At 40.1% G+C, this 24,278-nt stretch carries 34 protein-coding genes and 1 tRNA gene; 34 read left to right on the top strand and 1 reads right to left on the bottom strand.

What is annotated here, in order from left to right; translation table 11 throughout:
• Positions 1-143: 143 nt before the first annotated feature.
• Complete coding sequence (locus tag AB5916_RS13660) at positions 144-1,682, bottom strand: DNA cytosine methyltransferase (protein WP_368191475.1); 1,539 nt, start codon at positions 1,680-1,682, stop codon at positions 144-146.
• A gap of 147 nt (positions 1,683-1,829) precedes the next feature.
• On the opposite strand from AB5916_RS13660, the gene AB5916_RS13655 reads away from it, so the two are divergent.
• The 34 genes from AB5916_RS13655 to AB5916_RS13490 all read left to right on the top strand — a co-directional run bounded on the left by AB5916_RS13655 (position 1,830) and on the right by AB5916_RS13490 (position 24,268).
• Positions 1,830-1,901, top strand: a tRNA-Gln gene (locus tag AB5916_RS13655).
• Positions 1,902-1,925: 24 nt separating this feature from the next.
• On the top strand, positions 1,926-2,813 hold the full coding sequence (locus AB5916_RS13650) for a ribonuclease H (protein ID WP_368191474.1): 888 nt from the start codon (positions 1,926-1,928) through the stop codon (positions 2,811-2,813).
• 48 nt (positions 2,814-2,861) lie between these two features.
• Positions 2,862-3,314 carry a hypothetical protein gene (locus AB5916_RS13645; RefSeq protein WP_368191473.1) on the top strand — a complete coding sequence of 151 codons (453 nt, stop codon included), beginning with the start codon at positions 2,862-2,864 and terminating at the stop codon, positions 3,312-3,314.
• Positions 3,315-3,488: 174 nt separating this feature from the next.
• Positions 3,489-4,934, top strand: a complete 1,446-nt coding sequence (locus AB5916_RS13640) for a hypothetical protein (RefSeq protein WP_368191472.1) — start codon at positions 3,489-3,491, stop codon at positions 4,932-4,934.
• Between the two features lie 132 nt (positions 4,935-5,066).
• Positions 5,067-5,708, top strand: coding sequence for a hypothetical protein (locus AB5916_RS13635; RefSeq protein ID WP_368191471.1), 642 nt, complete (start codon positions 5,067-5,069; stop codon positions 5,706-5,708).
• A 10-nt stretch (positions 5,709-5,718) separates the two neighbouring features.
• The gene (locus tag AB5916_RS13630; RefSeq protein WP_368191470.1) at positions 5,719-6,174 is read left to right on the top strand and encodes a JAB domain-containing protein; all 456 of its coding nucleotides are present in this window, start codon (positions 5,719-5,721) and stop codon (positions 6,172-6,174) included.
• An 11-nt stretch (positions 6,175-6,185) separates the two neighbouring features.
• Entirely contained in the window at positions 6,186-6,845 is a 660-nt protein-coding gene (locus AB5916_RS13625; protein ID WP_368191469.1) for a hypothetical protein, read from the top strand.
• Positions 6,846-6,867: 22 nt separating this feature from the next.
• Positions 6,868-7,824, top strand: coding sequence for a hypothetical protein (locus tag AB5916_RS13620; RefSeq protein ID WP_368191468.1), 957 nt, complete (start codon positions 6,868-6,870; stop codon positions 7,822-7,824).
• A 146-nt stretch (positions 7,825-7,970) separates the two neighbouring features.
• Positions 7,971-9,641, top strand: a complete 1,671-nt coding sequence (locus tag AB5916_RS13615; protein ID WP_368191467.1) for an LPD1 domain-containing protein — start codon at positions 7,971-7,973, stop codon at positions 9,639-9,641.
• A 77-nt stretch (positions 9,642-9,718) separates the two neighbouring features.
• Positions 9,719-9,982 carry a hypothetical protein gene (locus AB5916_RS13610; protein ID WP_368191466.1) on the top strand — a complete coding sequence of 88 codons (264 nt, stop codon included), beginning with the start codon at positions 9,719-9,721 and terminating at the stop codon, positions 9,980-9,982.
• A gap of 141 nt (positions 9,983-10,123) precedes the next feature.
• The gene (locus AB5916_RS13605; RefSeq protein ID WP_368191465.1) at positions 10,124-10,459 is read left to right on the top strand and encodes a hypothetical protein; all 336 of its coding nucleotides are present in this window, start codon (positions 10,124-10,126) and stop codon (positions 10,457-10,459) included.
• A gap of 10 nt (positions 10,460-10,469) precedes the next feature.
• Positions 10,470-10,703, top strand: a complete 234-nt coding sequence (locus AB5916_RS13600) for a hypothetical protein (RefSeq protein ID WP_368191464.1) — start codon at positions 10,470-10,472, stop codon at positions 10,701-10,703.
• A 2-nt stretch (positions 10,704-10,705) separates the two neighbouring features.
• On the top strand, positions 10,706-11,347 hold the full coding sequence (locus tag AB5916_RS13595) for a YodL domain-containing protein (RefSeq protein WP_368191463.1): 642 nt from the start codon (positions 10,706-10,708) through the stop codon (positions 11,345-11,347).
• Entirely contained in the window at positions 11,344-12,747 is a 1,404-nt protein-coding gene (locus tag AB5916_RS13590; protein WP_368191462.1) for a DNA cytosine methyltransferase, read from the top strand. Before AB5916_RS13595 ends, AB5916_RS13590 begins: the two co-directional genes overlap by 4 nt.
• 10 nt (positions 12,748-12,757) lie before the next feature.
• The gene (locus tag AB5916_RS13585) at positions 12,758-13,087 is read left to right on the top strand and encodes a hypothetical protein (RefSeq protein ID WP_368191460.1); all 330 of its coding nucleotides are present in this window, start codon (positions 12,758-12,760) and stop codon (positions 13,085-13,087) included.
• 144 nt (positions 13,088-13,231) lie between these two features.
• Positions 13,232-13,612, top strand: a complete 381-nt coding sequence (locus tag AB5916_RS13580; RefSeq protein ID WP_368191459.1) for a hypothetical protein — start codon at positions 13,232-13,234, stop codon at positions 13,610-13,612.
• A gap of 32 nt (positions 13,613-13,644) precedes the next feature.
• Positions 13,645-15,639 carry an NAD-dependent DNA ligase LigA gene (gene ligA / locus AB5916_RS13575; protein ID WP_368191457.1) on the top strand — a complete coding sequence of 665 codons (1,995 nt, stop codon included), beginning with the start codon at positions 13,645-13,647 and terminating at the stop codon, positions 15,637-15,639.
• A 140-nt stretch (positions 15,640-15,779) separates the two neighbouring features.
• A complete protein-coding gene (locus AB5916_RS13570) occupies positions 15,780-16,577 on the top strand; it encodes a hypothetical protein (protein ID WP_368191455.1) in 798 nt (265 codons plus the stop codon).
• The gene (locus tag AB5916_RS13565) at positions 16,574-16,861 is read left to right on the top strand and encodes a hypothetical protein (protein ID WP_368191454.1); all 288 of its coding nucleotides are present in this window, start codon (positions 16,574-16,576) and stop codon (positions 16,859-16,861) included. The genes AB5916_RS13570 and AB5916_RS13565 overlap by 4 nt, the downstream gene beginning before the upstream one ends.
• Positions 16,862-16,873: 12 nt before the next feature.
• Positions 16,874-17,005, top strand: a complete 132-nt coding sequence (locus AB5916_RS13560) for a hypothetical protein (protein WP_368191453.1) — start codon at positions 16,874-16,876, stop codon at positions 17,003-17,005.
• 190 nt (positions 17,006-17,195) lie between these two features.
• Complete coding sequence (locus AB5916_RS13555) at positions 17,196-18,716, top strand: RRXRR domain-containing protein (RefSeq protein WP_368191451.1); 1,521 nt, start codon at positions 17,196-17,198, stop codon at positions 18,714-18,716.
• 141 nt (positions 18,717-18,857) lie between these two features.
• Positions 18,858-19,010, top strand: a complete 153-nt coding sequence (locus tag AB5916_RS13550; protein WP_368191449.1) for a hypothetical protein — start codon at positions 18,858-18,860, stop codon at positions 19,008-19,010.
• Positions 19,007-19,735: a hypothetical protein gene (locus AB5916_RS13545; protein ID WP_368191448.1), complete on the top strand. Its 729-nt coding sequence runs from the start codon at positions 19,007-19,009 to the stop codon at positions 19,733-19,735. The genes AB5916_RS13550 and AB5916_RS13545 overlap by 4 nt, the downstream gene beginning before the upstream one ends.
• A 4-nt stretch (positions 19,736-19,739) precedes the next feature.
• Entirely contained in the window at positions 19,740-20,348 is a 609-nt protein-coding gene (locus AB5916_RS13540; RefSeq protein WP_368191447.1) for a hypothetical protein, read from the top strand.
• A complete protein-coding gene (locus AB5916_RS13535) occupies positions 20,345-20,731 on the top strand; it encodes a hypothetical protein (protein ID WP_368191445.1) in 387 nt (128 codons plus the stop codon). The genes AB5916_RS13540 and AB5916_RS13535 overlap by 4 nt, the downstream gene beginning before the upstream one ends.
• Positions 20,732-20,866: 135 nt before the next feature.
• The gene (locus AB5916_RS13530; RefSeq protein WP_368191444.1) at positions 20,867-21,001 is read left to right on the top strand and encodes a hypothetical protein; all 135 of its coding nucleotides are present in this window, start codon (positions 20,867-20,869) and stop codon (positions 20,999-21,001) included.
• A 144-nt stretch (positions 21,002-21,145) separates the two neighbouring features.
• On the top strand, positions 21,146-21,517 hold the full coding sequence (locus AB5916_RS13525; RefSeq protein WP_368191442.1) for a DUF3846 domain-containing protein: 372 nt from the start codon (positions 21,146-21,148) through the stop codon (positions 21,515-21,517).
• 21 nt (positions 21,518-21,538) lie between these two features.
• Positions 21,539-21,991 (top strand): hypothetical protein, encoded by a 453-nt coding sequence (locus AB5916_RS13520; RefSeq protein ID WP_368191441.1) that lies wholly within the window; start codon positions 21,539-21,541, stop codon positions 21,989-21,991.
• A gap of 21 nt (positions 21,992-22,012) precedes the next feature.
• Entirely contained in the window at positions 22,013-22,495 is a 483-nt protein-coding gene (locus AB5916_RS13515) for a GNAT family N-acetyltransferase (RefSeq protein ID WP_368191439.1), read from the top strand.
• A complete protein-coding gene (locus AB5916_RS13510; RefSeq protein WP_368191438.1) occupies positions 22,482-23,108 on the top strand; it encodes a hypothetical protein in 627 nt (208 codons plus the stop codon). The genes AB5916_RS13515 and AB5916_RS13510 overlap by 14 nt, the downstream gene beginning before the upstream one ends.
• A gap of 1 nt (position 23,109) precedes the next feature.
• Positions 23,110-23,544, top strand: coding sequence for a hypothetical protein (locus tag AB5916_RS13505; RefSeq protein WP_368191437.1), 435 nt, complete (start codon positions 23,110-23,112; stop codon positions 23,542-23,544).
• Between the two features lie 14 nt (positions 23,545-23,558).
• Positions 23,559-23,735, top strand: a complete 177-nt coding sequence (locus AB5916_RS13500; RefSeq protein WP_368191436.1) for a hypothetical protein — start codon at positions 23,559-23,561, stop codon at positions 23,733-23,735.
• A 28-nt stretch (positions 23,736-23,763) separates the two neighbouring features.
• Positions 23,764-24,090, top strand: coding sequence for a hypothetical protein (locus AB5916_RS13495; RefSeq protein ID WP_368191434.1), 327 nt, complete (start codon positions 23,764-23,766; stop codon positions 24,088-24,090).
• Positions 24,091-24,103: 13 nt separating this feature from the next.
• Positions 24,104-24,268 carry a hypothetical protein gene (locus AB5916_RS13490; RefSeq protein ID WP_342982411.1) on the top strand — a complete coding sequence of 55 codons (165 nt, stop codon included), beginning with the start codon at positions 24,104-24,106 and terminating at the stop codon, positions 24,266-24,268.
• Positions 24,269-24,278 lie beyond the last annotated feature (10 nt).

Below are 24,278 nucleotides of genomic sequence, written 5' to 3'. Positions count from 1 at the left end.
GAATAAAAAGAAAAGAAGTTTTAAAAGAAAAATGGTGCTGGGCATAACACCCAACACCAAGTTTGTCTACAGTCTGACGCCCCGGAGATTCCGGGGCGTTTTTCTTGCAGAAAAAAAAGACATCCGAAGATGTCTTTTTGTAATCAGGAAAAAGCTAACTGGCCGTTTTCCTGCTGCAGCATCTGTACAAATGGAACACGTTCATGTTCATACAGATAAGGGCAGTTCGCAGTAGCGATAGCCCTGCTCATTGCCGGAACCACAGCGTTTCCAATCTTGGCAACCTGTTCATGAATGGGAAGCCTGTGGAAACGGGAATCATGGGCTACATCATAATCGTCAGGAAAACCGTTTCCCCTCTTAAGCTCATCGACTGATAACATCCGCATATGGATATCCATAAGGACACGTCCATCATGCATGACTGTGATAAGAGAGAAGCGGTCTTTTGTGACAATCGTCCGTAACGGCTGACTAATTCCCTGTCCTACATCAGATCCATAATACAGCATCAGGAACTGGCTTACCTGGTGTGCTCTTTGAATCTGTTTCTTTTCCATCTTATCCAGATTTTCCTTTGCGACAGTTTTCACAGAAACTAAGCCGAAATGTCCTGGGCTGGTTGTAATAGTGTGGATCGGTTCCTCGATGGACTGTCCAACTCCACTCTTATAGAATTTCGTCAGAAACTGTTCCATTTTCATTGTCTTAGCAGATACCAGTCCCATCCCTAATTTTCGTGTCATAGTTGGAAGCGGCTCATTTACAGACTGTCCCCTGAAACTGTCTCCAGAATGATTTACGTGAACAATAAATGGTTCTTCTCCGTTTAATACATATTTCTTAATGCCCATGGCAATCCTTCTCTGTGTGTTTTCAGCCAAAGGCTTCTTCCTGTCAAAGATGGACAATCCATAATCATCAAGATCCAGAACGGAAGATGCCGGAACCCATGGTCTTAATCCACCTGCTCCGTTTTTGCTGTTCGTAGGCATCGGCCAGCGGATAGGACGGTTATCACTTCGAATGATAGCGTACCATCTTTTTCTGGTTGTAGGAGCTCCATAATCAGCAGCACATAGTTCTCTGGAATCGAACTGATAACCAAGGCATCTAGTATAATGTTCCTTCACTACCTGGCATTTGTCACAAAAATGCTGACATTTAGCAGGAGTACCTGATAATCTGCCATCTGCTTCCAGGTTGCCATGTGACATATGGGCCACAAAGCATTTATAGCAGCAGCCTTCCAGTCCTTTTACCGGCTGTCCAAACCTTGGATGGTCTTCCCGGTCTTCAACAGGACCCCAGTTCTGTATCTCTGCAACGTTTTCCATACAGATCACTTCCGGACGGATCTGTGCAGCATGGAAGTATACTGCGTATGGAAGCATACGGATCCCGGCTTTTCGCGGTGTTTTTCCTTTTGCTTTACTGAAATGCGTACAGTCCGGTGAAGCCCATAAAAGCGACACTTTTCGTCCTGAAACAAACCGTTCTACATCAGAAGTAAAAATGTCTTCTGTCATGTGATAAGTTCCGGGATGGTTTCGTGAATGAAGCTTTATCGCAGCCTGATCATGGTTTACAGCAAAATCCACAGACCTTCCAAAAGCCTCTTCGATCCCTACAGAAGCACCTCCAGCTCCACAAAAGAAATCTCCAATTAACCCTTTTCCCATTATGTATTTCTCCTTTCATCATTAAGAATGCTTTCACTTTTAATATGTAATTTTGAGAAAAACAGTTTGAGAAAATTTCATTAAAAAGTCCTTATAAAAATTAGCCTAAAGTATAAACATATGACATATTAGTATTGAAAAAATCAATGGGATATAGCCAAGCGGTAAGGCACAGCACTTTGACTGCTGCATTCGCCGGTTCGAACCCGGCTATCCTAGTTCTAATATGAAAGGAGAACCTGTATGAGTAAAGATTTCAATCCGGATTATATCATATATACAGATGGCGGTTGTGCTATCAACCCGTCCGGTCCAGGTGCTTATGGAGCTGTTATCATCTCCACAGATACCGGAAAAATCACAGAGCTGTCCCAAGGTTATAGCAGCACAACCAACAATCGTATGGAGATTATGGCCGTTATCGCCGCCCTGGAATTTGTAAAAAAGGGTTCCGTTTCTCTCTATTCCGATTCCCAATATGTCCTGAATACCATTTCAGGAAAATTCCGCCAAAAGAAGAATCTGGATCTTTGGGAAAAATTGAATTCATTGTGCGAAAATTTTGAAATGGACCTGCATTGGGTAAGAGGACACAACGGCAACGAATATAATGAACGCTGTGACCAGATGTGTACAAAGGCAATGTATGATCTGGATAATTTGATCAAGGATACCGGTTATCTGGAGATACAGACAAAAAAGCGGGAATTCATGGATAATACAAAGAACATGAAGGCCGGTTCAATGGGAGTTGAAATTGCATTGCCTGATAATTATAAATTGGAAACGATACATATTTTTGATATCGATGAGTATGCGAAAACGTACCAGGTAAATCTTTCCTGTGCGGAAAAGATTATTACATTTCAGGTTAATCAGGTTCGTAATTTTAAGGCATATATGAACCTGAAAACAGGGCGCCAGGATCACTGGTCCAGGAAGAAAATGGATGAGCTTTTGGAAGGGATAGAAAAACCAGATGAAGTACTGGAACTGATAAAGAAATATTTGCCAGAAGAAGCAGATCAGGTCTCCTGTCTGCGTTGGTATCGAAGAGGACTTCCACTCAATGATAGTATCCGAAAAGTACTGATGGATAACGAAGTAAAGGAAAATTGTTATAAGAGGTGAATATTTTCTTTTCTGTATAAGAGAAAAGTTAATAAGGGAGGGATAAATTTGGAAAATCCAATATTATCAAATCCAAAAGATCAAAAATGTCAATTTTACATTGGTCATGAAAAAGGTGTCGAGTTCTTCTGTTATCCTGTGTTTTCTACGGATGTTATGCATGATGCGCTATCGGCTTGCGTTTCCTACCTGGAAACAGGGGCATCTGCCATTCGGTTAGATTGTTCTGGAGCAGAATATACGGTTATTCTGACAGGAGAAATCATATACATACTAGATGATACAGAGTTACCACAGATACATATTCTCAATTTTGGTGATTTTACACCCAAAAATTTCTGTGAGAATGTTGTTGGCTGTTACAAGGAAATGCCGGAAAGCTGGATCAATCTTACTGATACAGGAATTCCGGAAGAAAACATTGAGCAATGTGAAAGAGTGACACGGAAAAATTTTGATGAAATGGTGGAAAGAATAAGCAAGCTTTTGGAATTATTATGAGAAAAAGTTTTCTTATAAAAATCAGCCGGGTTTCCAGAAAAATGACATATTAATAGTGAAAAGAATACTATTTGTGCAAATTGCACAACGAGGTGTTTGATGTGGCTAAAACCCGCATAAACACTGAGTGTTTCTTCCCTGTATGGGAGGGTGTATTATCTACAGGAGAATATTATGTTTGGATTAGAAAATATATTTGGAAAAAAGGCAGAAAAAATAATACTATCCAGAGACGAAATCGCAGATTTTATCAAAATTGATCCGGAGGCTCTCCGTGCATTTGAGGAATCCTATTCAAAACATGTCATTAACAAGGACAGTCTGAGCGATAACTTTTTCGCTATCAATGCAAAACAGATAGCAAATGAGAGAAAAAAATATTTAATCTCTAATATCGTTGCTGACAGTTCCTATCTGGATGCCATTATTCAGAGAATAGTTGCTGAATTACTGGATAGTGCAGCAGTTTATGTTTGGGATGGCAAAGATGATCATTTCGAGACATTTGATTCCCTGCCAGAGGATTATATACCGGTTAGCAATGATGAAATAAAAAATTTACCGGAATCGCAGAGACCTGAGCTGACCGGATTCCGCTATAAACGGGACATTTCTGAGGATGCAGCTGGAAGTATTCTATGGGCGTATAAAGAATACCTTAAATGCAAAAATCCAGCGAAGAAAAGACATTTATATGAAATGTTCCGTCAGGGATTGGATATCCAGGATCTGGATCCTATCACGTATAAGATCATTGACAGAAATATAACCAGTATGGGATATTATCTACCGCCATTGATTGAATCTGTAAAGAAACAGAAATTCTTTAAGGTGCCGGCTACCAGGGTTTTAAAAGTTCCGCTTCCTTTATTGCAGCTTACACGACTGGAATATATGGCTCTTACTCCAACAACCATGCGTATCGTAGATGAGTTCTGTTATAAAGTTTTTGACTTAAAACCTGGTCAGGAATATTTCATTAAAACCGGGACTTATTCCAGTAAGTTTGATTTCAGAAATGCCCATGTAGTAGGCGAAAAAGAAGTTCAGGAGCTTGGGGAATACCTTCTGTTTATCCATTACCAGGCACTTTGTATGGCGCATTATGATCTGTCTAGTAGAAAACAGCCGATCATTTACGGGGTGTCTACCACAACAGAATGGGTGGTGCGTGAATATATCCAGCCAGAACCGGATACAAAAGAAATATACTATGGTCTACCATTACGCCCTGAATACCGGATCTTTGTGGATTTTGATTCAGATGAAATCATTGGTTGCAGCCCATATTGGGAACCCGAAACCATGAAAAAGCGTTTTGGGCGTTGTGAAGACTCTGATGATCCGGATAAGGTTCACGATTATATCATCTACTCTGCTGCAGAAGAAGAACTGATGGCACAATATCATAAAAATATTGGCAGTATCACAGAAAACCTGCAGAAAATGATTCCGGAGATCAACCTGACAGGACAATGGAGCGTAGATATTATGCAAAACGGAAATGACTTCTATATCATCGACATGGCGCCTGCTGCAACCTCCGCTTTAAAGGAGTGTGTTCCTGCTGGAAAATTAAAAGATCTGGAAGAGGACTGGATTCCTCGGATTGGAAAATAATTTCAAGGACCTTCGGGTCCTTTTTTTATTGCAGTTTCTTCTGAATTACATATTAAAAGTGAATCTAAATATATCGAGGAAAGGAGAAAAAATAAATATGGATCAGATTCAAAAATTATTAGGAGGAATTTTATGGAAAAACTTGCTATTACAAATTTAAAAATTACAGGAATTGAAATTGACAAAAAGTATCATTGCGTAAAAGCCGATACTTTGGATGAAAATGTTACTATCGAATGGGATGCAATTGGATATACGATTAACTTATTTGAGAAAGGAAAAGCAATCCGTATCCGTAAAAAAGAAGCAAACCTTCTTTTCGAAAAAATGTCCCGTTTCTGCAGAGAAAACTTTAATATCAGTATGTCATTATACTATGCAGGAAAAACGGAAGAAGATATCGGCAGCTGTACTTTAATATCAGGACCTGATGATAAAAAAGAGTATGCTATCGAAAAAGCATGGTTCGGTCAGGGCTGGGTATTTAAAAGCTTTAAAAATTACATAGAAAAACCTGATGCTCCATGTTATGTTGCAGAACTGACCGATGAGATTTTTACCGCAAACGACATTTTAAAATTATGCAGGAATCAGAAATCATTTGCTGACCAGCTCTTTGGAGAATTAGACTGGCAGCATCCCGCATCGGAACTGGATGAGCTTGTTGCAAGCGAAGAGTGGTATGTCTGTGAAAATTGTGGAAAATTGGTTGACTACATGTGCGGCGAAGGTGATTTAGTATGCCCGTTCTGCGGTACTGAAGTAGAAGAATAAGGAGGTTCTTATGTATAAGTTAGAAACTTATATGGGCAAAGATAAATTACCTGTTTTGGAAAAACAACTGATCTGCGAAGAAGTGGTATCTGCGTCAAGCCCAGAAAAAGTTTATGAAATGCTGAATAAGTATTTTCGTCTCAGTTCCAGAACAGAGGAATATTGTTTCATGGTTGCAATAGATACAAAATGCAATATCATTGGGGTATTCGAGGTCAGTCATGGTTCGATTGATTCGAGTTGTGTAAACCCCAGAGAGGTGTACATGAAAGCTCTATCCTGCAATGCAGCAGGTATCATCGTTGTACATAATCATCCATCCGGAGATCCGAGTCCTTCTGGGCCGGATATTGCTGTAGCAAAAAGGCTGAAAGAAGCTGGAGATATCCTTGGTGTGAAAATTTTTGATTTCATTATATGCGGTGAAGGTTGCTACTATTCATTTCAGGAACATGACCGTCTTTAGGAGGTACTGTTATGAGAACGCCAAAGGAATATACTGATAATCTTAAGAAAAAAATCATTACGGAAAATATGCTGCTGGATTGTTTGTACAGTGTCAACAAACGTGCAAAGAATTACCGCGATAAGGAAAGAGAATATCGACAGTATTACCGTAGAAACCGATATGCTTATGACAAATACGGGAATATTGACCGATGTCAGGAAATGAAAAAAGAGTACTATTCCAAAAAGGAAAAACTACTTTCCATATTAACTCCTACCTGTATTCATAAGGAATTCATTGGTTTCAAACGTGTCCGTATCTATGACTATGATCCGAAGTACAAAAAGAACATAAAAAACTTTGTCTGGGAAAACTGCTACTATAACTATGAAGAAGACAGAGAAGTCTGGTTTGGAGATGTGGAAGATAAGAACCAAGCAAAATATCATTACTATCTGTTCTACAATGTGAATGGTACAAGAACATTCCATTCCCCAATTGAAGAAAAAGACGTTTTCAAATACAATTTGGAAGTCATTAAGATCGACCAGCTCCAGACAGAAGGCCATGATATCACCGATTTAGTTTCCAATCAATTTGTAAATAAGGTACTGATTCTGATTGAGACAGATGATTTCCAGTTAATCCTGTCAAATCAAGAAAGTAGTTCAAAAGATACGGCCTCGTAAAATGCCCTTAGGAGGAATATATATGGCTAAGAACTATGATGAAAAGGAATGTGAAATATGTGGGGTATGGTTTACTCCGCATACTGCAAACACAAAATACTGTCCTGAATGCAGAAATCATTCAGATCAGAAACGCAGAAAGCTAGAAAAACAAATTTCACATAATATCCGTATGTATGGCAGCGGATATAAAAAACAAGAAGTGGCCCGTACATGCATTTACTGTGGAAAGGTTTTTTCTACATATAACAAAGGTAAAGATTTTTGCAGTAATAAATGTGCATCCAGATACCGTATCGAACATACAGTCTGTGCCTATTGTCAAAAACCTATGACAGAAACCAATGATGTACGGGATGTTATGGGAAAACCATGGTTTTGTTCAGAAAAATGCCGAGAAGCATCTAAATGGGATTATGCAAAATCTGTTGGATCTGTTAAGGTATGCCCCAATTGTGGAAAAGAACATATCAAAAACGGAACCTACTGTTCCATGAAATGCTACCGGGAATTTATCCAGAAAGAAAAGGAAAAAACAAAACATTTAAGAGCTGCTGGTCTTAAGGAGTGCCCGGTATGTGGAAAGACTTTTCGGAGAAATAGCAAGTATTGTTCCAAGAGCTGTGAACAAAAACATCTGAAGCAGGAGCCGTATGCACTCCGTAGATGTGAAGTATGTGGCATGGTTTTCAGATGTCCTGCAAGTCAGATGGTCCATCCGTTATGTTCGGATAAGTGCGAAGAACATTTTAAGAAGATGCAAAAGATTAAAAAAGAAAAAGAAGAAAAGCTTCAACAGGAAAAATTGTTGGAGAAAAGAACTTCTAAAGAACAGAAATACATTGAGAAAAACGGGTTATGTAGTATCTGCAAGACTTCTTACAAGTATTGCGAACGTATGAGTTCCAATTACACAGCATCTCCGAAAGGATCTGTGTTCCGTGGAAATCTTGTTATCAAATGTCCGAAATTTTCATAACTGATCCATATTTTAAGAGCCTTCGGGCTCTTTTTTTCTTGCCATTTTCTGAGAAATACATATTAATATTGAATCCAAATTTATTGATGAAAGGAGTTAGAACAGAATATGGATTCAGAAAATATATCTTATAGGAGGAAAATTTTATGGCACAGATCAAAGATTTTGGAGCAAAGATTGGCGGTGCAAGAAAGGATCTCTGGAAAGTAAGAGGCCTTATGGTTGAGGACCTTGACGATATGACAACCCTCGAAAGAAAAAAATACATCAAAAAAGATAATATATGGCCTAAGATAAACTTTCAGGAACTGCTGGATAGCGGTATCCCGAGAAGTGTTATCTACTGGAGAAATGAAATCCGTAAGGCTGTAAAACCTACTTTTTGCGATAAGGTCAGTGAAGAGGACTATATTGACGGTGTACGGACAATCCGTGATATGGTAGAAGAAGTCCGGGAAGAAAGGGATATTCTTACCTTTTTGGAAAAGGCAAAAAGCGGAATTATTCTGGAAAAAACACGCGGACGTTATTATTATGCAGGAAACTATGAGTATATTATAAACGGGAATATCATCCTTCGCTTTAGTAATCCGTACAATATTGCAGTCATGAAGGCTAAAATGGATAAGAAAAACTTTCTTATGACAGAAAATCAGATCATGGAAAAAGATTTTCCTATTGTACAGATTGCCGGTCCTTACCATTACGAACTGGTGAATAATAATGATTCGATTGTCAAAGAAGTTGCGCGTGGAAAACATTATTATTATCCGGTATCTGATGAAATTCCAGTTAAAGATGCAGAAGGTAAATACATGCTCTTGCAGGGTAATAGGATTCTTTATATATCTGAAAGCAAAAAAGACTGTGAAGAACAGCAGAGAAGCTATTTTGCCTTACTTAAAGAAAATAAATTTCAGAAAAAAGAGCACAAGCAGAAAAAAATATGGATTCCTCCAATGTTAGCATCTGTTGAAATGAATAGCTCTTCTTTAAGAAAAGGTCATGTCACAGGAGAACACCTGATGGAGTTTTTTGGAATTCCAGGTGGACAGTTTGGTAATTGGTTAAACGACAAAGAACGTCAGTTAGCTCTTGATTATACGTTTGACTCTTTTTGTGATATAGCTACAGCTTTGAAAATAGACTATAAAAGCGTAGATCTTCCACATCTTTCCAAGAGAAATGGATTAGCCATTGCATTTGGCTCGAGAGGAAGAGGAGACGCTCTTGCACATTATGAACCTATAGAAGAGATTTTTAATATTACCAGAATCAGAGGAGCTGGATCTCTTGGACATGAATGGGCTCATGCTCTTGATCATATGATAGGTCAGTGTTACGGATGTGATGAGCTTGCAACAGATGAATGTAGAAGAGATATTCCGTTGCAATTAAAAAAGGTTTTAAAGACGATGAGATTTAATGATAGCGGGGATTTTACAGATTATTACAAAGGGTCTTCAAAGTTCGATTCCACATATACTAAAGCTGGGCGTGATTACTGGGCTTCAAACTGTGAGATGTTTGCAAGAGCATTTGCCTGTTATCTTACTGATAAATTAAAAGAACTTGGCTACCGAAATGATTATATGTGCGGACATTCGGAAACTTGTTTTTTTAAAGATGAAGAGACCGAAATTGTTTATTATGCTTATCCAAGAGGCGAAGAGCGGAAACATATCAATCAGGCAATCGATGAACTGATTGACTTTTTAAAAGAGGAAAAGCTCATGTTGCCAGCAGTTAAAGAAAAACCTGTTGAATCAGAAATCTTCTATTCCTACTCCAGTGACGGACAGATGTGTTTTGCTTGATCTATATTCAAGGCCCTTCGGGGCCTTTTTTCTTTGCAGATTTCCAGGAAATACATATTAATATTGAAACCATTTTTATGATGAAAGGAGAAAAACAAAATATGGATTTAGGAAAAAATTATGCTGGGATTTTGGCAAAGATCATATTTGAAGCCAAAAATTCCAAAAAGATGAAATTTGAGGATGTTCTGGATATTGCAGAAAAAAGGGCGCAGCTATTTGTACAGGAGGGTTTTTCTATCGAAAAACTGCCTGAAACTGTTTCCAAACCGCTTTCCGCAAAATATATCCTCAAAAAGGAGATGAAACCTATCATGTTACGGTTGCCCGCCATGTTGTAGGAAAGAAGGGGATTTCTAAGATTCAGGTCCAGGAGGCAGATAACGCTTTCGCACAGCCAATCGAAGAAGCTGGATTTGATCTGGATAACTTTTGGAAACCAAATTACTACAAATTCTATCAGAAACTTTAGGAGGAAAATTATGTACAAAGAAGATTTACTGCTTACCGATTCAAAAAGAAACCGATTCAGTCTTATATATGAGTTCACGCATCCCCTTGCCATGTGTGAGGAAATGCTGCATTGCGATAATGCTGATGAGGTCCGTGCTGTAGTTAACCGTTATGCGATGTTCAAAGCACATTCATGGGAAATCGTTTCTGACGAAGCATCGTATACCAAGCTTAAGCACATAGACTGCTTTGGCAATGTCAAATATCTGTTTGCGTATAAGACCGTTTTATCAAAACTGGCTGACTTTTCAGATGATGAACTGGTTATAGAACTGATTAAACGTGGATATAAGGTGAATAAGTAGGAGGTATATTATGTTAGTAGGCGACTTGGTGTATAACGATAATTTTGATTGTAACTGCAATTATGCAATCTATGATGCAGCAGAAGGAAAACGATGGGCAGATGGTGCGAAATGTCTTTTCAGTACGTTAAGGGATGGCTGGCACAAGCCGTTGGATACGATCCTGGATATGCATATTAAGTATATCACTACAGACAAGAATAACGATTGCCTGGTCATTGAGGCATCAAAAGGAGGAAATTAAGAATGTGTCAGTATTGTATTTACCAGTTACCAGTAGACAAAGAATATACTTTCCGTGGCTGGAAAGAAGCAAAAACTCATTTTCACTTTTCTGATTATAAACAGGTGTATAAAGGAGAACTGGTTGATGCTGTTCAGTACGGAGAAAAAATCACTCCTTGTAATAAAGATGACAGGAGCGTTCTGGGAGATCTTTATTTGAAGTTTAATATCAATCATCCGGAAGATTTTACAGGACGTTCACTATCAGTAAGCGACATTGTCGCTGTCATTCGAAAAAGCGGCACTAGATATTACTATTGTGACATCTTTGGTTGGGAAGATATTTCTGGTACCGTAAGTCCTGTTGTCAAATCTATATACAGGGTTTTGGTTCATGATGCCGAAGAACAGGCTTCTTTCTGTGAAGAACTTTCTAAGTATGGCTTTCATTGGATGTCTGGGCAATCTGCAGAGCAAATTCCCAAATTTTTAAAACTGACCGGAAATCTGGGACAGGTTATGGTTCTTTATCTGCCTGAGAAAAAGATAGGATTTCATCCAGTAGAAGTATACAAAAACGACTCAAAATCTCGTGCTAAGATTCTTAGTTCTTGTGTTTCTACTGAAAAAGCTTGTTACATTATCAAGGAGGAACTTTTATGAAAAAATTCAGGTCATCAAAAAGAGGTCTGACATTTTCCATTACCCCTGGTGAACAGTATCACCCGGGAAGTCATTATATCTACGAAGTACGACGGAACTGTATCGTGATCCGTCCATCTGAAAAAGGTATGACTGTTTCCAGGAAAAAATGCGGAAATAAGGAAAAAGCTTTGTTTGATATCCGGCAGAAAGATGTCCGAAGAGCTGTTTCTTCCAGTGATTATCTGGAAATGGAAGTGAAAGAAGACCGGATCATTGTCCGATGTATTAGGGAAGTCCGATGTAAGATCATCTCTTTGGAAGAGGTATTAAAAGAGTTCTGTATTTCCAAGACAACTCTTTCCATGGCAGCGGGTATGGAAGGGCAGATCACCCTTGACCAGTACCTTGCATCCATTTCTTCTAATGAAGATGATGACCTAAAGCCGGATCTGAAACAGGTTTTCTCCGTAATGTCTCTTTTTAGCGGTGCCGGTATGCTGGACTGGGCTTTTTATAAAGATCCACAGTTTGATATCCGGTTCGCCTGCGATTTTGACAAGGGCGCCTGTGAATCATATAGACACAATATCGGTGATCACATCTTTTGCGGAGACGTAAGAACTGTTCATGGGAACCAGGGCCCGTACAACCTCATTGTAGGTGGTCCTTCCTGTAAACCATTCTCTGCCAGCAACAGAAGAAAAATGGTTGAAAACCATCAGGATGTGGACCTGGTAAATGAATATATCCGTATCACACAGGAAAATCGTCCGGAAGTGTTCGTGATAGAAAATGTTCCACAGTTCATTTCCTGTAATAATGGAATATATATGGACAGGGTCATGAATGGACTTAGGAATGACTATAAGATCACTTCTGCAATCCTTAAAGATACGGATGCAGGTGGATATACTTTGAGAAAAAGGGCTATCCTGATTGGATCCCGCATAGGAGAAATCAAGCTTCCTAGAAAGATTATTCACCCACTGCGTACAGTGCGCGAAGCTCTGCAAAAAGTTACTCCTGACTGGTTTAATTATCCGGATCAGACCAGTAACCGTCCGGAAACTGTCAGGAATATGTCTTTGGTTCGTCCTGGACACAATTTCAAGGATATTCCGGAATTAAGGGATAATCTGAATATGCATTCAGACCGTTATTACCGGCTGGATCCGGATAGGCCTTCCCCGACTATTGTCAACTGGAGAAAGCTTCCGCTTATCCATCCAACGGAAAACCGTACCCTTACCGTAGCAGAAGCTTCTGCTCTTATGGGATTTGATAAGGAATTCCAGTTTCATGGAACCCTTTCTGAACGGCAGCAGCAGTGTGGAAATGGATGTACATATGCAATAGGAAAACTGATCAAAGACACAGTTAAGAAGGTACTGATACAGTATCACACAAAAATTGCATGAGGAGGAAAGCATGAGCTGGAGAGACGAAATGTATACTGCTAATGAGAAAGCTTTACAAGCAGAAGTAAGAAGATTAAGAAATGTAGTCCGTGATTTGGAAGATCAGATTGATGAGTTGAGAAAAGAAAATCCGGATTGGATTCCTGTTAGTACAGGTAATTTTCCAAAAGATAAGGAGCCGGTACAGGTAACTTATCTTGGATATTATGATGATAAGCCGTATTGCAACGCATTTGCTTATAGATGTAACGGGGAATGGTTCTGGTGTGCGCATGAATCGGCTTCTACAGTCCCTATTACTGCTTGGAAACCTATAGGAAAAGTATACGAAGAAAATTAACATAATCCATATTTCAAGAGAGCTTCGGCTCTCTTTTTTTATTGCATTTTTACGTGAAATACATATTAAATATGAATCTAAATATATCGAAGAAAGGAGTAAAAACAAAATATGGATTCAAAAAAATTCTAAGGAGGAAATAATATGAACGGATCAATTTGGTCAGAAATCAGATGCAATTTCTATGATGAAGAGGAACATGTATGGATAGTAGATGCGTGGCTTACGGAAGATGATAACGAACCTGGAGATGTTATTGCGAAAATCAATGCTTCCGGAAAAGTGACCTATCTTGACGAGCGAACACAAAAGGACCCATATGCACAGGAAATCATTGCAGAAAAAATAAAGAGTATCAAAAAAGATGCTGCATTGGAAGACTGTGTTAAGAATCTCATTGATGAGATTGATAAGAGACTTTCAAATGCTTACAAAGTTCTGGAAGGTAACAGTGATACCTTGTATGTCAAGGAACGTTCTACCGGAAAACACCTGGAAATCAAAGTGACAGAACTTGCAGATTAAGAGAAAAATTGTTTACATAGGAGGATTTTATTATGTCAAAAGAAGCAAGATTACAGCAGTTAACTACAGAACTTCAGCAGGCAGCAAAGGCTTATTACACAGAAAACAGAGAAATTATGAGTAATAAGGAATATGACCAGAAATATGATGAGCTTGTTGCCCTGGAACAGGAACTTGGAACATCGCTTCCAGACAGTCCGACTCATACTGTCGGATATAAGGTTGTTTCACACCTGGAAAAAGTTTCCCATGAGGTCCCGGCTTTATCTTTGGATAAGACCAAAGACAGAGAATCGCTGATCTCATGGTTAAATGGTAAGATGGGTGTTTTATCCTGGAAGATGGACGGTCTGACAGTTGTAGCCACTTATGAAAATGGCAAGCTAAAACAGGCTGTTACTCGTGGAAACAGTATTGTTGGTGAAGATATCACCCATAATGCACCCGTTATTCATGGGCTTCCTATGACGATTCCGGAAAAAGGAAAGGTCATTGTCAGAGGGGAAGCAGTCATTGGCTATGCAGATTTTAAAAAGATCAATGAAACGATTGCGGTTGATGATGCTTACCGTAACCCTCGGAACCTTGCAAGTGGCAGTATCCGTCAGTTTGATCCTAAGAAATGTGCAGAAAGACATGTGCATTTTAAGGCTTTTACATTTGTAAACGCTTTGGATTATACAGAAACCTGTGAAGAGGCTTTTCTCTTACTTCAGAAATGGAGATTTGAAGTTGTATATTATCAGATGGTGTCCCCGGAAACAGTTGTTGATGCAGTTGGAGCCTTTGAAAAAATGGTTCAGGATAATCCGTATCCTTCAGATGGACTGGTTCTTACATTTGACGACCTTGCTTACGGAGAGTCGCTGGGTACAACAGGAAAGTTTCCACGAAATGCGATCGCCTTCAAATGGAAAGATACCACGGCAGAAACCACTCTCAGGGATATTGAATGGTCCGCATCAAGGACCGGCCTTATCAATCCGGTGGCAATCTTTGATACCGTGCAGTTGGAAGGAACGGATGTTTCTAGAGCCAGTCTTCACAATATCAGCTATATGCAGGATCTGAAACTTGGCATCGGGGACCTGATTACCGTCTACAAGGCCAACATGATCATTCCGCAGATTGACGAAAATCTGACTGCCGGAGAGAATCCTCCGGTTCCGGTTCCGGCAAGATGCCCGGTGTGCGGAAAACCTACGGAGCGTCGTATCGGAACGGATGGTCATACAGAATCCCTTTACTGTACCAATCCGGACTGTGCAGCAAAGCATATCGGTATGTTCGAGCGTTTTGTATGCAGGGATGGTTTAAATGTTATGGGGTTGTCTACTTCAAAGCTGGAACTGATGATTGACCATGGCTTCATCAAAAGAAGAACTGATCTTTTCAATCTGGATCAGTATAAGAAGGAAATTGCTTCTCTTGAAGGCTGGGGGATGAAATCTGCCCAGAAGCTTTTAGATGCTGTATATAATGCCCGTACCACAACATTCCGCCAGTTCTTCTACAGTCTTGGTATCCCAGGCTGCGGTCATGATGTTGCAAAGATTCTGGAAAAAGAATTCCAGAAAACTCCTGGTGCCTGCAAAACAACGCTCCTTATGGAACTGTTTTCTTCGGAAGACATTCTTGATATGTTATCCGGTATGGATGGTATTGGTGAAGTAAGAGCCAAAGCCATGAAAGACTGGTACAGTCAGGACCAGCATGATGTGGAGTATAAGCTTCTTGTAGAAAGGCTTACGATTACCGATAACCTCATTCTTGATGAAAAGCCTGCTGCCGTCTCTCTCGAAGGATTAACCTTTGTGATCACCGGTGCGGTTCATATCTTTAAGAACCGTAATGAGCTGAAGCGAGACATCGAGTCAAAGGGCGGTAAAGCATCCGGCTCTGTATCTTCTAAAACCTCATATTTGATTTCCAATGAACCGTCTACTTCCAGTAAATCTGTGAAAGCAGTAAGCCTGGGTGTCCCGGTTATTACAGAAGAGGAATATTTGGAAAAATTTGGAAAATGATCCATATTTTAAGAGAGCTTCGGCTCTCTTTTTTTCTTACATTTTTATAGGAAATACATATTAATTATGAATCTAAATTTATTGAAGAAAGGAGAAAAAACAAAATATGGATTCTAATTTTATTTTTAGGAGGAAAATTTATGGCAGCTAAAATTTTATGCTATCCGGACAGCAATGACACCTGGACTTTTATGAACAAAGGAAAACGCTGCGAATGCGGATCCAACTATTTCCATTACAAATCTGTGGGTGGTGTCATAGGTGCTTATTGCAATGCCTGTGAAAGTCTGATTGGATTCCCTTTGGAAGAAAAAGAAGAGGAACTGCGAAAAGGACACTGGAAAGAGGAACTTTCTTCAGAAGAGATGGAAAAAGAAATCTTTCTGACTAAACTCCATACTTTTGCGGTGATTGAGAAATCCAGATTGGAAAAGGACGTTCGTAAAAGACATATTTCCAAAGCTCAGGCAGAGGACTTTTTGGCAGAATACATCTGGAGAAGTCTATACCCTGAAAGAGATAAGACCGATGAGAAAGTGCTGGATTTTATCGAGAAAATTTCCAGCTATCATCAGGAGCCTCAGAAACAGGATGCAGTTTGCGAACTGTTTTCTTCCGGATATTGCTATTATTTTGCAGTGATTCTGAAGGAAGCTTTTGGGAGAGGTAAAGTCTGCTGGTGTGCGCCATATGGCCATATCTGCTGGGTAGACGATAACGGACATCCTTATGATATCTATGGCACCTGTGATTCGGAATGCACCTATTACATTCCGATATCCTATATTAAAGAAGGACTTGCTGATTTCAAACACATTCCTGGCGAATCTTTTGACGCTTCTGAAGAGTATATCCAGAATGCGATCAACCGTTACAGAAGAGACCTTTTTACAAAAGCGAATGTTGATTTCTATTGGAACAAGGAGGAAACAGTATGATGCAGGAACCTGTTTATGTCTGCAAGATGTACAAAAAACAAGACCGGGATAATCTCTTCTGCCAGGTGTATTACCGAAGAATCGAGAATTTTCTTGGAGCAATTGCGGATAATTCACTTTTTAACGAATACCTCCCAAATGATCTGATTGCAACATTGGGAAAGCCTCAGGTATACAGTGGTTCCAATACTGGGCCTATGGCAGATGATTTCGAATTCCGCTATGAGAACGAAGTGATTGTGTATATTGGACAGATTTTGTTCGAAGAAGAAAAAAAATACTAGGAGGAAATTAATATGGAATACAGTATTACAGCAGAAGAATTACAGGAGATTTTGGATCTGGTAGCAAATGGTTGGAATTGTCAAGAACCCATGACTAAAGTCACGGGCTTGTGTCTCACAAGCAGTGGTTTTACGAATGAGTGATTGAGCAGAAGCATGATGCCTGCGTTCCCTCCGGGATGGCACTCCGGGATTTTTCCAGTCCCGTGACACTGCAGAGCAGGCACCAAGCTTAGGAAGACCGTTTTACCGCCATGCACAGGCTTACACCCGGTGCGGGGATACCGTTTATCCCTGCGGTACTGCATGGCACATTTACGAAAGGAGGCACCTGATGCCGTATATCTACGTTTTGGGCATGGACGGGAAACCGCAGATGCCTACTACAAGAAGGAGACATGTACAGAGACTTCTGGATACTGGCAGGGCACGCATCGTCAGCCATGTCCCTTTTACGATACAGTTACTTTATAAAAACGATCCTATCCTCCAGCTGGTGACCCTGGCAGAGGACCCGGGACGTACCAATATCGGGCTTGCAGCCCTTTCCCTGAAAGGGGATCTCCTGTTCTCTGCAAAAGTGGAGACACGAAATAAGGAGATCACAAAACTCATGGATAAGAGAAGGCAGAGCCGCAGGGCTTCCCGGAACGGGGAGCGCAAGGCGCGCCAGAGGCTTGCAAGGAAGTTCGGGACCATGCTGAAGGCAGGGATGCTGATGAGGAAACTCCCGCAGTATGCTGCGGATAAGTTCATCACCTGCCACGTCATCCGGAACACACAGGCAAGGTTCTCCAACAGGAAACGCCCGGACGGATGGCTGACGCCCTCCGCAAGACACCTGGTACAGACCCATATCAACTTGGTACGCAAGATGGGCAGGTATCTTCCGGTCACGGATGTAGCACTGGAAGTGAACCGGTTCGCGTTCATGCAGATGGAAGACCCTTCCATATCCGGGGTGGATTTCCAGAACGGCCCGCTGAAAGGCTTTGACGACCTCCATGCAGCCGTCCGGGACCTGCAGGATGGAAAATGTCTCCTCTGTAAGAAGGAGATCGAGCATTTCCACCATATCGTACCAAGGTCAAGGCATGGTTCCAATACCATAGGGAACATCGCAGGGCTGTGCACAAAGTGCCATGAGAAGGTACATAAGGACGAAAAAGCAGGAAAGAGGCTTAAGGATAAGAAGAAGGGCCTTGATAAGAAGTATGGGGCTTTAAGTATCCTGAACCAGGCCATACCGTTCATCTGTAAGGAACTGGAAACAGAGTTCGGGAAGGAACACGTCCATTACTGTACCGGCAGGGAGACCTCACTGGTAAGGCGTTCCCTTGGGTACCACAAGACCAAGGAGGAACAGTACCATGAAGTGGATGCATGGTGCATCGGGGCACTGTCTCTGGACAGCATCCTGGAAAAAGCACCGGATTTCACAGACGTACATACCATCATGCAGTTCCGCAGACAGGACCGTGCAATTATAAATGCACAGACATCCCGTACTTACAAACTGGATGGGGAGACTGTTGCATGGAACCGGAAGAAACGTACCGATCAGAAGAACGATTCCCTGGAGGACTGGTACCAAAAGCATGTACAGCTCCACGGACAGAAAGAAGCTGACCGGATGCGGAGCCGACTGACGGTAAAGATAAGCCAGAGACGGTATAATAATCCGGAAAGGATGCTTCCGGGAGCGGTATTCCTTTATAAAGGGAAACGGTACGTCATGAAAGGGCAGCACTGTAACGGGGGGTACCTGCAGGCTGTCGGAATGGGAAGCAGAGATTTCCCGGTAAAAGAATGTACGATAATAAAAAGAAACCAGGGACTGGTATTTCTTTCATAAGGGATACTGTCTTAAAACAGGCGTTCTCCTCTCAGGACTGAAGTCACGAGTCTCCGAACGCATTTCAAAAGGAGAAAATTTATGAATTTCACAGAAATTGCAGCAGAAATCGAAAAGAGGATTCTGCAGTAGGAGGATACGATGATCGTTTATATAGATTACACCAAAAAAATCAATGGTAAGAAATGTCTTATCACAGAAATTAATGCTTACGGCTGGGTGTTCCGACGCAGCCAGCTTATCGATAAGAAACCTGAAACAAAATTATCTACATCAAAGGAGAAAACATTATGAGAAGAATTTGTCCAAAATGCGGAAACAATACATTTATCACATCAGCCCATGTCATGCAGGACTGGGAAGTTAATGCAGAAGGAAATTATCTTGATACAGTTAATGGCTGTGTACAGGTAGACCAGGAACCGGATCAGGATAACAGCTGGTCCTGCAGCCGTTGTGGAACAGAAGCGATAAACGAAGAAGCTTTTACTTATGACCAGAATAAGTTTACAATTCACTGGGTGAATAATGATTCTGTCAGCCATGTAGAATATTGTGGACAGAATATCGGGAATGAAGGATATATTTTTGTATGCAGGGAAGAAAATACAATTCATATTGAACTTTTCAATTCAAGAAAAATGCTGATTGCGAAGACCTCTTTATACAAAAAGACAGCTGGTACTGCAATGAATGAAATTCCTTTTATCCTGGAGGCTTTATTTGGTACATTTGGAGTCAAAATAGCGGGAATCGCTAATTACCTGTATTGGTATGAGATTGTTGATCCTGACTGGAAAGAAAAAACTCATTATATCCAGTATCATCCAGATGACAATAACATTTGGTCGTATATGCAATCCCAAGGTCATTCCTGCGATTGTGGAAGTAAATGTTTTCACTATGAAGAAAATAATGGACGCATAGAGGCTCACTGCAATGCCTGTGGGAAACTGATCGGCGAACCATTCACAGAAGACCGCTGTAAGATCATCCGCAGCGAAGGAATCTGGAGGTAATGATATGCTATACCATGCAAGTTTGTTTCCAGTGAAAAAATTTGTTCCCAGGATACCTCTTGTCCGGTGTGAAAACGAAGATGAGACTTTTCCTAGAATTTCTTTCAGTGCGGAAGATAAATTCCACGCAATATCTGCAATACCATCTATTGGAGAGAATATAAGTATGATGCTGGAACTTGGACTGTATCCAACATTGTATCTGTATACTTATCCCGAAACAGCATGCCGGATTGTACATTCTATCTATGAAGAGGCAGACGGAATACGTCTGCTTCCTTCCGGGGATGTACAGCGTTATGTGCCGGATGCCTATCTGACAAAAGAATGCTGGATGCTTGACAGTCCGGATCCGACAAAGATGGAAATGCATCTGTACGAAATCAAAGATATTTTGTATGATGAGATTGATAAACGGGAACAGCTTATTCATGTTTCCACGATCCTGTTATCAGAATATCCGGAAGATAATTTTACAAAATTATTTTCTGCCTATGGTATCAGAAAATCACTTGATGATCCTAAATTTTCTGAATTTTACTATCCGGGAAACGAAAATGCTTTTTTGAGTAACTGCTTAAATATTATTACTGAGAAGGAGCTGAAAAAATGAGATATTATAGTACACAAAGACCGATTATTCCAGGATGCTGCCCACGCAGAAACGAAGTTTCCGAAATTCATAATTTTGATGAAAAAACATTTTGTGAAAAGATAGGTATGGAAGCCTGGGGATATATTGATTATAATTCAGAGCTTTCTGAAGAAGAAGCTGCTGAATACGAACTGCTACCGGAAAATCTAAAAACATTCTGGGCAGTAACCACAGCATTTTACGATGATGGAAGGGTAGTATCTAATATTACAAATACAACAAAGGCTGTCCTAAAACCGGAAAACGTATGTAAAAGTCTTGCAAGAAAAGATATCTACGTTGACTGGTTCGAATCAGAGAAAGAAGCTCTGGCCCATGTCAAAGAAGCTCGTAACTGCTAGAGGAGGATATTATGAATAATGTATACAAAATATTTGCAGAAATGCCCTCTCTTGAGATGACCAATATTATCAGGGATATCCGTCTTTCCCAAAAAAGAAGGAAAGAGAGCAGAAAGTCTTGTTCCATATGCAAAGATGATCTCTGAAAATCTGAACCTGGATCCGGAAAATCCTACAGTAACTATGAGGGAATGTCTCGACATTGCAAAGTCCGATTTTATGGATGCTTTGTTTGATAAGATTTTGGAAGGAACTTTTTTTTGCGCATAATCCATATTTTAGGCCCGGTTCCGGGCCTTTTTTCTTTGCCTTTTTTCGAAAATGCATATTAAATATGAATCTAAAATTTTTGAAGGAAGGAGAAAAATTTAATATGGATTAGATTCAAAAAATAATCTTTGGAGGAAAATTTTTATGAAAGTATTACTTATCAAACCTGGCAAAAAACCTGAAATTGTGGAAATTGAACCTGGACTGGAATCCCTTCAGAAAATGGTAGGTGGAGACATTCAAGTGGTTTATCCGTTTGACGATCTCGTTGGACTTATTGTTAATGATGAAGGGAAACTTAAAGGTCTTCCTCTTAACCGTGCACTGAGGGATGCAAAAGGGGAAATTTACGACATTATTGTCGGAGATTTTCTGGTAGTCGGGCTCACCGAGGATGATTTCGGTTCTCTTTCTGATGAACTGGTCAAAAAATTCACCGGATTATTCGAATATCCAGAGACTTTTTACCGCATCGGAGGACAGATCATTACAGAAACTTGTCTGGACGAGATTTGATAGAATAGGAGAAAACATATCATGGGAAGTTTTTCATGGCTAAGAGCCGATAAAACAACAAAGAGGAGCAACTTAGTCAAGGGTGATAAGTACAAAATCCTTATTCCGGCTGAATTTGGCGGTGGGTACATCATTGATACGTATTACAATTATGGAAACGTGTTTGAATATGACAGTACGAGACCAAATGCGGATTTATACGGTATTCTTGCGTATTGGAACAAATGCAAAGGTATGCAGTATCAAGGGGATACTTACCCTGCAACCATTCAGGAGATCCTGGAACGGGGAGATACCTGTTCCGATAATAACCGGACTAAAGGTATCTACATAGGATGCCATAAAGAGGACATTGATAAGCTGAAGTATCCTCTGAAGCTGGTTTCAGTTTCTTTTAAAGGCACTTATGAAGATTGCGAAGGAAGAAGTTATAATGACCCGAATCAAGGATTTTTCAAAACTTATTGGCAATAACAAAAATCAGGAGGAAAAATTATGAGAAAAGAGACAGATATGTTATGTACAAGAGCATTGACGGAAGAAGATGCAGATGCTGTTTTCATGCTTGATGAAAAATCAGGTAACTGTGTATCTGAATGGCTTGATAGCACTGATTTTGCATGGGGATTTTTTAAGGAAGATCAGCTTGTTGGTTATTGTACAACAGGATATGCGGATGATTGCCCATTCTCAATCGAAAATCATCCATTGCATACAGATGATTCTTTACTGTTAAGCAACGTCTTTATCCTTCCGGAATACCGGCACCAGGGATACGGAAAAAAGATGATCAAAGAAGCAATCTGTCACCGATGGGAACTTGACCATGTGCAGAACACAGTATTTCTTACCATTATGTATGATGATCTGGTCTCTTTTTATCAGAAGATCGGTTTTCAGGTAATCCTTCCTTACGAAGGAGATATGGTTTTACAACCAGGAAATATTTTAGGAGGAACTTATTATGCAGAAAAATGATTTGCAGGCAGAAATCAAGTCTTTACAGGAATACCGAAAAGGAGCGGAAATCCTGATAGAAAAAATTAATTCTGTTACAGCGAAAATGGAAAGTAATGTTGTAAACGACATCGAAAGAATCAAAAAACAGATTGTAAAAGATCTGAAAGAATTGTTTTCTTACGTTTCACCTGATATATACGAGACACAGAGTATTTCTGTAAGGGATTTTATGGAACGTGACGAGAAAGGATCTTATCCGTTAGCTTACTTTTCCATCAAATTCGGGCAGAAAATATACAGTATGGATTCCAATACAGGACTTACCCAATATGAAATTGCGATCATGGAAGATTGTCATTCTTATTCTGCAATTTACGCAGATGGTCACTGGGCTGACGAATACCCAAATGTTGCGAGACAGAGAAATTATGGACGGAATGAGAATATTCAGACAGTCATTGAGATTCTGTGCCGCAACTGGGATTCCATTTTGGAAGGAGCTTACCAGAAGATCAAGGAAGCCTATCAGAAAGATACCGAAAAAAAGCTTCAGGAAACTCTTCAGAAGAATACAGAAGTGCAGGTACGCCGTTCCAGACTGAACAGTACCATTACTAAGGAGGAAAAATAATATGTTATTATTCGGAGTTTGTATCAATGATATCGAAAAAGCAGGAATCAACTGGGAAAATGTTGTAGGTATGCTCAAAAAATATGATCATGACCGATATTCCGACTTTTTGGACGATATGGAAGAAAACAGTGCAGAAAATGATTCCAGGGATATTGAGTTCTGGTTCGATCAGTACGAATCAGGAGGAAGATCAGGCCTTGGGGCTTTTCTCTACGATGTTATCCGTGAGCAGGAAAAAGTCGAGATCGATATTGATGATCCTGATGGGGTATATATCGGCATTTCCGCTGCTGCTCCATGGGAGTTTCATCCGAGTGTCCGGAATCTGTCAGAGGAACAGTTTGCGGCTATGATTTCTAAGTATATCTGTCAGATTACTGACACAGAAATCGAAATTCGCTGGTGGAAGGTTGATGACGATTTAGATTGGTAGGAAGGAGATTTATCATGAAGAAAATTACCGTTATGCAGGAATGTGAGTGCTGCGGGATAACTTTTCCAGCCATTTATTACGAAAATGGAAGCATTGATTATTCTGATGCCTGCAACTGCGAAAGTGATTTTCATCCGGTATCGGGACAGCCTTCTATTAGTGAATGGCTGGAGAACAGAAAAGAACAGTAATTGCAATATAATATTTGGAGGAACTAATATGAAAGTTAAAACATTAATCGAGAAATTACAGAAAATGAATCCAGAAGCAGAAGTTCTTATGCACGGAAAAGAAGGTTTTCCAGTCTTATTCGTTATGGTAGCAAAAGGGATTGATCCTGTATGGCTGGAATGTGAATCTGACACAGATATGGCAGATGAGATCCAGTCCCGTTTTGACGATGCTATCGAAAATGGCACCGATGAACTGGACGTTTACATGGAAATGCTGAAAGCCGGTATCAATATCCCTATGGTACGCAAATATATGGGTAACAGTGTCGCTGATTCTATGCAGAAATTCTGCGAAGAACATGGATTGATCTAAGGAGGAAATATACGTGAAAAAAAGAGTTATGGTTGTCAAATATGGTTATGCAGTAGTAGAAGCTGAAACCGATGCAGAAGCTGTTGAGAAAGCAAAAAACATGTCGGATGGCGAGTTTGACTGGTCTGATTTCGATGACGCTCAAGTTGTTGACGACGATGTAGATGATCTGAATTAGGAGGAACTTA

The organism is Blautia sp. 1033sp1_1033st1_G9_1033SCRN_220408 (assembly GCF_040929965.1).
GTDB classification, from domain to species: Bacteria; Bacillota; Clostridia; order Lachnospirales; family Lachnospiraceae; genus Blautia_A; species Blautia_A ammoniilytica.
The sequence above is the reverse complement of the archived record's forward strand: the minus strand, read 5'-3'. Positions and strand labels throughout refer to the sequence as shown.

Excerpts from the sequence above, each read along its gene's own strand:
- AB5916_RS13660 (WP_368191475.1), bottom strand. The coding sequence starts at position 1,682 with ATGGGAAAAGGGTTAATTGGAGATTTCTTTTGTGGAGCTGGAGGTGCT.
- AB5916_RS13650 (WP_368191474.1), top strand. The coding sequence starts at position 1,926 with ATGAGTAAAGATTTCAATCCGGATTATATCATATATACAGATGGCGGT.
- AB5916_RS13640 (WP_368191472.1), top strand. The coding sequence starts at position 3,489 with ATGTTTGGATTAGAAAATATATTTGGAAAAAAGGCAGAAAAAATAATA.
- AB5916_RS13635 (WP_368191471.1), top strand. The coding sequence starts at position 5,067 with ATGGAAAAACTTGCTATTACAAATTTAAAAATTACAGGAATTGAAATT.
- AB5916_RS13630 (WP_368191470.1), top strand. The coding sequence starts at position 5,719 with ATGTATAAGTTAGAAACTTATATGGGCAAAGATAAATTACCTGTTTTG.
- AB5916_RS13625 (WP_368191469.1), top strand. The coding sequence starts at position 6,186 with ATGAGAACGCCAAAGGAATATACTGATAATCTTAAGAAAAAAATCATT.
- AB5916_RS13620 (WP_368191468.1), top strand. The coding sequence starts at position 6,868 with ATGGCTAAGAACTATGATGAAAAGGAATGTGAAATATGTGGGGTATGG.
- AB5916_RS13615 (WP_368191467.1), top strand. The coding sequence starts at position 7,971 with ATGGCACAGATCAAAGATTTTGGAGCAAAGATTGGCGGTGCAAGAAAG.
- AB5916_RS13610 (WP_368191466.1), top strand. The coding sequence starts at position 9,719 with ATGATGAAAGGAGAAAAACAAAATATGGATTTAGGAAAAAATTATGCT.
- AB5916_RS13605 (WP_368191465.1), top strand. The coding sequence starts at position 10,124 with ATGTACAAAGAAGATTTACTGCTTACCGATTCAAAAAGAAACCGATTC.
- AB5916_RS13600 (WP_368191464.1), top strand. The coding sequence starts at position 10,470 with ATGTTAGTAGGCGACTTGGTGTATAACGATAATTTTGATTGTAACTGC.
- AB5916_RS13595 (WP_368191463.1), top strand. The coding sequence starts at position 10,706 with ATGTGTCAGTATTGTATTTACCAGTTACCAGTAGACAAAGAATATACT.
- AB5916_RS13590 (WP_368191462.1), top strand. The coding sequence starts at position 11,344 with ATGAAAAAATTCAGGTCATCAAAAAGAGGTCTGACATTTTCCATTACC.
- AB5916_RS13585 (WP_368191460.1), top strand. The coding sequence starts at position 12,758 with ATGAGCTGGAGAGACGAAATGTATACTGCTAATGAGAAAGCTTTACAA.
- AB5916_RS13580 (WP_368191459.1), top strand. The coding sequence starts at position 13,232 with ATGAACGGATCAATTTGGTCAGAAATCAGATGCAATTTCTATGATGAA.
- ligA (WP_368191457.1), top strand. The coding sequence starts at position 13,645 with ATGTCAAAAGAAGCAAGATTACAGCAGTTAACTACAGAACTTCAGCAG.
- AB5916_RS13570 (WP_368191455.1), top strand. The coding sequence starts at position 15,780 with ATGGCAGCTAAAATTTTATGCTATCCGGACAGCAATGACACCTGGACT.
- AB5916_RS13565 (WP_368191454.1), top strand. The coding sequence starts at position 16,574 with ATGATGCAGGAACCTGTTTATGTCTGCAAGATGTACAAAAAACAAGAC.
- AB5916_RS13560 (WP_368191453.1), top strand. The coding sequence starts at position 16,874 with ATGGAATACAGTATTACAGCAGAAGAATTACAGGAGATTTTGGATCTG.
- AB5916_RS13555 (WP_368191451.1), top strand. The coding sequence starts at position 17,196 with ATGCCGTATATCTACGTTTTGGGCATGGACGGGAAACCGCAGATGCCT.
- AB5916_RS13550 (WP_368191449.1), top strand. The coding sequence starts at position 18,858 with ATGATCGTTTATATAGATTACACCAAAAAAATCAATGGTAAGAAATGT.
- AB5916_RS13545 (WP_368191448.1), top strand. The coding sequence starts at position 19,007 with ATGAGAAGAATTTGTCCAAAATGCGGAAACAATACATTTATCACATCA.
- AB5916_RS13540 (WP_368191447.1), top strand. The coding sequence starts at position 19,740 with ATGCTATACCATGCAAGTTTGTTTCCAGTGAAAAAATTTGTTCCCAGG.
- AB5916_RS13535 (WP_368191445.1), top strand. The coding sequence starts at position 20,345 with ATGAGATATTATAGTACACAAAGACCGATTATTCCAGGATGCTGCCCA.
- AB5916_RS13530 (WP_368191444.1), top strand. The coding sequence starts at position 20,867 with ATGATCTCTGAAAATCTGAACCTGGATCCGGAAAATCCTACAGTAACT.
- AB5916_RS13525 (WP_368191442.1), top strand. The coding sequence starts at position 21,146 with ATGAAAGTATTACTTATCAAACCTGGCAAAAAACCTGAAATTGTGGAA.
- AB5916_RS13520 (WP_368191441.1), top strand. The coding sequence starts at position 21,539 with ATGGGAAGTTTTTCATGGCTAAGAGCCGATAAAACAACAAAGAGGAGC.
- AB5916_RS13515 (WP_368191439.1), top strand. The coding sequence starts at position 22,013 with ATGAGAAAAGAGACAGATATGTTATGTACAAGAGCATTGACGGAAGAA.
- AB5916_RS13510 (WP_368191438.1), top strand. The coding sequence starts at position 22,482 with ATGCAGAAAAATGATTTGCAGGCAGAAATCAAGTCTTTACAGGAATAC.
- AB5916_RS13505 (WP_368191437.1), top strand. The coding sequence starts at position 23,110 with ATGTTATTATTCGGAGTTTGTATCAATGATATCGAAAAAGCAGGAATC.
- AB5916_RS13500 (WP_368191436.1), top strand. The coding sequence starts at position 23,559 with ATGAAGAAAATTACCGTTATGCAGGAATGTGAGTGCTGCGGGATAACT.
- AB5916_RS13495 (WP_368191434.1), top strand. The coding sequence starts at position 23,764 with ATGAAAGTTAAAACATTAATCGAGAAATTACAGAAAATGAATCCAGAA.